Raw genomic sequence first — 6,228 nt, 5'->3', positions numbered from 1 at the left:
GAATGCTTCGCACCGCTGACGTCCGGCGGCAGCATCGAAGTGGTCACGAATGTGCTGGAACTGCAGCAGGGCGAGCACGACATCACCCTGATCAACACCGTGCCGTCGGCGCTCAAGGCGTTGCTGGAGTCCGGTGGGTTGGGTGAGGGCGTGGACACGGTGAACGTGGCCGGTGAAGCCCTCAAGCGCAGCCTGGTGGAGGCCTTGTTCGAGCAGACTTCGGTCAAGCGCCTGTGCAACCTCTACGGCCCTTCGGAAACCACGACCTATTCCAGTTGGGTGTCCATGGCCCGCGAAGACGGTTTTGCCGCGCATATCGGCAAGCCGGTTGCCAATACCCAGTTCTATCTGCTGGATGAGCACAAGCAACCGGTGCCGCTGGGCGTACCGGGGGAAATTTACATCGGTGGTGCGGGTGTTGCTCGGGGTTATCTCAATCGTGATGACCTGACGGCTGAGCGTTTCCTCAAGGATCCGTTCAGCCGTGCCGCGAATGCTCGGATGTACAGGACCGGCGACCTGGGCCGCTACCTGCCGGACGGCAACATCGAATACCTGGGCCGTAACGACGACCAGGTGAAGATCCGTGGTTTCCGCATCGAACTGGGCGAGATCGAAGCCAAGCTCGCCCGGCATGATGCTGTGAAGGAGGCGGTGGTGCTGGCCCGTGAAGACGTGCCGGGCGACAAGCGCCTGGTGGCTTATTTCACCCAGTCCGACGTGGTGGATATTGAGACCCTGCGCAGCTACCTGCAAGGGCAGTTGCCGGCCTACATGGTGCCGGTGGCCTATGTGCGTCTTGACGCCCTGCCGCTGACCCCCAATGGCAAGCTCGATCGCAGGGCCTTGCCGGCGCCGGAACACGATGCACTCATCACCCGCGGCTACGAAGCTCCACAAGGTGAGACCGAAATCGCCCTGGCGCAGATCTGGCAGGACCTGCTGGGCCTGCAACAGGTCGGCCGTCACGACCACTTCTTCGAGCTGGGCGGTCATTCGCTGCTGGCCGTCAGCCTGATCGAGCGGATGCGCCAGGTCAACCTGAGCGCCGATGTGCGCATTCTGTTCAGCCAGCCCACCCTGGCCGCGCTGGCGGCTGCGGTCGGCAGTCATGATGGCCGCGAGATTCAGGTTCCGGCGAACCTGATCGCGCCGGATTGTCAACGCATCACCCCCGATTTGCTGCCGCTGGTGACACTGACCCAGGAGGCTATCGACCGCATCGTGGCGAGCGTGCCGGGTGGCGTGGGTAATGTGCAAGACATCTATCCGCTGGCACCCTTGCAGGAAGGCATCCTTTATCACCATTTCGCCGCTGAGCAGGGCGACCCCTACGTATTACAGGCGCAGTTTGCCTTCGATAGCCGCAAACGCCTCGATGATTTCACCCAGGCCCTGCAAGGCGTGATCGATCGTCACGACATCCTGCGTACATCCGTGGCCTGGGACGGCCTCGATGAACCGGTGCAAGTGGTCTGGCGCAAGGCCGTGCTGGGTGTCGAACAAGTGGCGTTGCGCCATGAGGACGGCGATGTCGCCGGCCGACTGCAGGCAGACTTCGATGCGCGCCTGGACATCCGCCAGGCTCCGCTGATGCGTATCCGCTTTGCCGAGGATGCGGTGAACCGGCGTTGGGTGGCGACACTGCTGTTCCATCACATGGCGCTCGATCACACGGCGCTGGAAGTGGTTCGCCATGAAATGCAGGCTCATTTGCTCGGACAGACCGACCAGATGGGCGATGCGGTGCCGTACCGCAATTATGTGGCCCAGGCTCGCCTGGGCGTCAGTCCGAAGGCGCATGAAGCGTTTTTCCGCGAGATGCTCGGCGCTATCGATGAACCGACGCTGCCGTTCGGTTTACAGGATCTGCGTGGCGACGGCAGTAGCGTCGAAGAAGCCAGTCAGGGCATCGCCCCCGATCTGAGCCAACGCCTGCGCAGGCAGGCGCGCCAGTTGGGCGTGAGTGCGGCCAGTCTGCATCATCTGGCCTGGGCTCAGGTGCTGGGCCGGGTATCGGGCCGTGAAGACGTCGTGTTCGGTACGGTATTGATGGGCCGGATGCAGGGCGGCGAAGGCGCCGACCGAGCACTGGGCATGTTTATCAATACCTTGCCAATCGGCGTGCGACTGGGGGCACTCAGTGTGCGTGACGGCGTGTTGGCGACCCATGAACGGTTGTCCGGTTTGTTGGGGCATGAGCACGCTTCCCTGGCACTGGCTCAACGTTGCAGTGGCGTGGCCGCGCCCACACCGCTATTCAGCGCATTACTCAACTACCGGCATACGGTGGCCGAACCCCTCGCACTGCAATCGTCATCAGCCTGGCAGGGGATCGAAGCCCTGGGAGGCGAGGAACGCACCAACTACCCGCTGACGCTCTCAGTGGACGACTTGGGCGAGGGGTTCAGCCTCACGGCGCAAGTCCAATCCCCTATCGGCGCCCAGCGCATCTGTGGCTATATGCAGGTGGCATTGGAAAGCCTGGTTGATGCGTTGGAGCAAGCACCGCAGGCGCCTTTGCACAGCCTGGACATCCTGCCCCGGGCCGAGCGTCGACAGTTGATCGAGACCTGGAACGCCACGAGCGCGGTGTATGCCGGACAGGCACTGATTCATCGCCAGGTCGAAGACCAGGCCACCATGCAGCCTGAGGCGACGGCGGTGGTGTATGAAGGCCAGTCACTGAGCTACGGCGAACTCAACACCCGGGCGAACCAGGTTGCTCATCATCTGCTGGCGCTGGGTGTGCGCCCGGATGACCGCGTGGCGATCTGTGTCGAGCGCAGCCTGGAGATGATCGTCGGGTTGCTGGGCATCCTGAAGTCCGGGGCGGGTTACGTGCCGATAGACCCGGCCTATCCGGTCGAACGCATTGCCTACATGCTGCAAGACAGCGCCCCGGCGGCGGTCCTGGTGCAACTGGCTACCGGCGGCCTCATGGTCGATGCATCGGTGCCGGTGATTGATATTGAGCACGAGATCAGCCCGGACGGCGGCGATGTCAACCCTCAGGTGCCGGGCCTGGAGCCGAGTCATCTGGTCTATGTGATCTACACCTCGGGGTCGACTGGTCTGCCCAAAGGGGTGATGGTCGAGCATCGCAACCTCAACAACCTGGTGGGGTGGCATTGTCAGTCCTTCGAACTGGTGCGCGGCAGCCGCACGTCCAGCGTTGCTGGCTTCGGTTTCGACGCCGCGGCCTGGGAGATCTGGCCCGCCCTGTGCGCCGGGGCCACGCTGTTGCTGCCACCGGCCCATGCCGGCAGCGAGGATGTCGACGCACTGCTGGATTGGTGGCAGGCCCAGGCGCTGGATGTGTGCTTCCTGCCTACGCCGATTGCCGAGTACGCCTTCGGCGGCAACCTCAGCCACGATCGGTTGCGTACGCTGCTGATCGGCGGTGACCGTCTGCGCCGACTGCCCGTCGACCCACGCTTTGCGCTGATCAACAACTATGGCCCCACGGAAACCACGGTGGTCGCCACCTCGGGCCGGATCGACGCTTCCCAGGCGGTGTTGCATATCGGCAAGCCGGTGGGTAACACACGGATCTACCTGCTCGATGCACACTTGCAACCGGTTCCGGTCGGTGCGACGGGTGAGCTTTATATCGGGGGCGCAGGGGTTGCGCGAGGCTACTTGAACCGTGCCGAGCTGACCGCCGAGCGTTTCGTGCAAGACCCATTCGACCCTGTGCAAGGCGCAAGGATGTACCGTACCGGTGACCTTGGACGTTATTTGCCGGACGGCAATATCGAATACCTGGGACGCAATGATGGTCAGCTGAAAATACGCGGCTTGCGCATTGAACTGGGTGAAATCGAATCCAGGCTCAGCGATTGTGCCGGTGTGCGCGAGGCTGTGGTCATCGCGGCTGGTGACACACCGGATGACAAGCGTCTGGTGGCCTATTACACGTTACACGAGGGCGAATACCCGGCCCTGACGGCCGACAACTTGCGTGCGCAATTGCAGGTGCACTTGCCCCGGCACATGGTGCCGTCGGCCTATGTGCGCCTCGACGCGCTGCCCTTGACAGCCAATGGCAAGCTTGATCGCCGAGCGCTCCCCGCCCCGGACAGCGCGGCCTATTCGAGCCGCGACCATGAGTCGCCACGGGGCGACATGGAAATGCGCATCGCCGATATCTGGCGTCAGTTGCTGGGCGTGGAGCAGATCGGTCGTCATGACGATTTCTTTGAGCTGGGCGGGCATTCGTTGTTGGCCGTGCGATTGATGTCTCAGGTGCGCCAGCAACTGGGCGTGGAGCTGACCCTGGCGGAACTGTTTGCCAACTCCGGATTGATGGGATTGTCAGCCTGGGCCTCCCAAGCGTCGGCAAGCACGTTGCCGCCCATCGAGGCGGTACCGCGCAACAGTGCGTTGCCCCTGTCGTTCGCACAGCAGCGCCTGTGGTTCCTGGCGCAGATGGACGGCAGCGCGGCTTATCACATCTGCGGTGGCTTGCGTCTCAAGGGCCGGCTGTCACCGCATGCCCTGCATGGGGCATTGGACCGGATCGTAGCGCGTCACGAAGCGTTACGTACCACGTTCGACAAGGTCGACGGTGAGGTGGTGCAGTGCATCGCCGTCGAAGGGGCCGGCTTTGCCTTGACGTTCCATGACCTGTCCCTGCATACCGACGCCGAAGGCGAACTGGCCCGGTTGGCCGCGGACGAGGCGCGGGCGCCGTTCGATCTGCGACAGGGCCCCTTGATCCGCGGTCGCCTCGTGCGGCTGGCGGACGAGACGCATGTTCTGCTGGTGACTCTGCACCACATCGTCTCGGATGGTTGGTCGATGGATGTGCTGGTCCGTGAGTTGGGGAGGCTCTACCAGGCCTGCCTGCATGGCGCGGCCGATCCGTTGCCGCCGCTGCCGATCCAATATGCGGACTATGCCGTCTGGCAGCGCCGCTGGCTGAGCGGCGATGTGTTGAGTGAGCAGAATGCCTACTGGCAACGGACACTGGCGGATGTACCGCCTTTATTGACCTTGCCTGTAGACCGTCCGCGACCCGCGCAGCAGGACTATGCCGGAGCGCGTTTGCCGGTGCTCTTCGATGGGGTGCTGACGGCCGATCTCAAGGCGTTGAGCCAGCGCCACGGTACGACTTTGTACATGACGGTGCTGGCCGGTTGGGCGGCGGTGCTTGGTCGCCTCTCGGGGCAGGATACGATCGTCATCGGCTCGCCGACGGCCAACCGTCGGCGCGTGGAGGTCGAGGAGCTGATCGGGTTCTTCGTCAACACCCTGGCCGTGCCCATTGATGTGTCCGGGGGGCCGAGCGTCGAAACGTTGCTGCAACGGGTAAAAGCACAGACGTTGAGCGCCCAGGCCCATCAGGACCTTCCTTTCGAGCAAGTGGTGGAGCGGGTCAAGCCGATGCGCAGCCTGTCCCACAGCCCGTTGTTCCAGGCCATGCTGTCCTGGCAGGCAGCCGTTGAACAGAACCTCGTCCTGGAAGGACTGATGCTGGAGACCGTGGAGGCACCGGGGCATAGCGCGAAATTCGATGTGTCGCTGAACCTGGGTGAGGTAGATGGCCTGATTTCAGGCTCCCTGGAGTACGCCACGGCGTTGTTCGACCAGGCGACCATGGAGCGTTACCTCGGCTATCTGGAACGCATGTTGCGGGCGATGGTGGCGGATGCCCGCGTCGCCATCAGCGACATCGTGCTGCCGGACGATGCCGAACGTCGCCAGCTGGAATGTTTCAATGCCACGCAAGCACAGTACCCACTGGAACAGACCATCCATGGATTGTTCGAGGAACAGGTGCAGCGCACGCCGGATGCATTGGCGGTGCTGCATGGCGGTCAGCGCCTGAGCTATCGCGAGCTGAACGAGCAGGCCAACCGGCTGGCGCATTATCTGCGCAAGCAGGGTGTGCGGCCGGATTCGCGGGTGGCGATCTGTGTCGAGCGTGGTCTCGACATGGTCGTTGGGTTGCTGGCGATCTTGAAGGCGGGTGGCGGTTATGTGCCGCTGGATCCGGCCTATCCGGCGGATCGGATTGCCTACATGCTGGAAGACAGTGCGCCGGCGGTGGTGCTGGCCCAATCGGCAACGGTTGGTTTGTTGACCGGTGCGTCGATGCCGGTGATCGACCTCGGTAGCGGGCTCTGGCAGGACGAGTCCGTCTCGAATCCGCAGGTGCCTGAGCTGACCTCGTCCCATCTGGCCTACGTGATCTACACCTCCGGTTCCACCGGTATGCCTAAG

Annotated in this window: 1 protein-coding gene; it reads left to right on the top strand. The window is 63.2% G+C overall.

Annotated features, from left to right (window positions below):
- Positions 1 to 15: 15 nt before the first annotated feature.
- A partial coding sequence (locus BLU85_RS30000; protein ID WP_371914264.1) for an amino acid adenylation domain-containing protein occupies positions 16 to 6,228 on the top strand: 6,213 nt, incomplete at its 3' end.

It is taken from the genome of Pseudomonas sp. NFACC14, assembly GCF_900106885.1.
In the GTDB taxonomy this organism is placed as follows: Bacteria; Pseudomonadota; Gammaproteobacteria; order Pseudomonadales; family Pseudomonadaceae; genus Aquipseudomonas; species Aquipseudomonas fluorescens_AA.
This window is presented reverse-complemented; position numbering and strand designations above follow the sequence as displayed.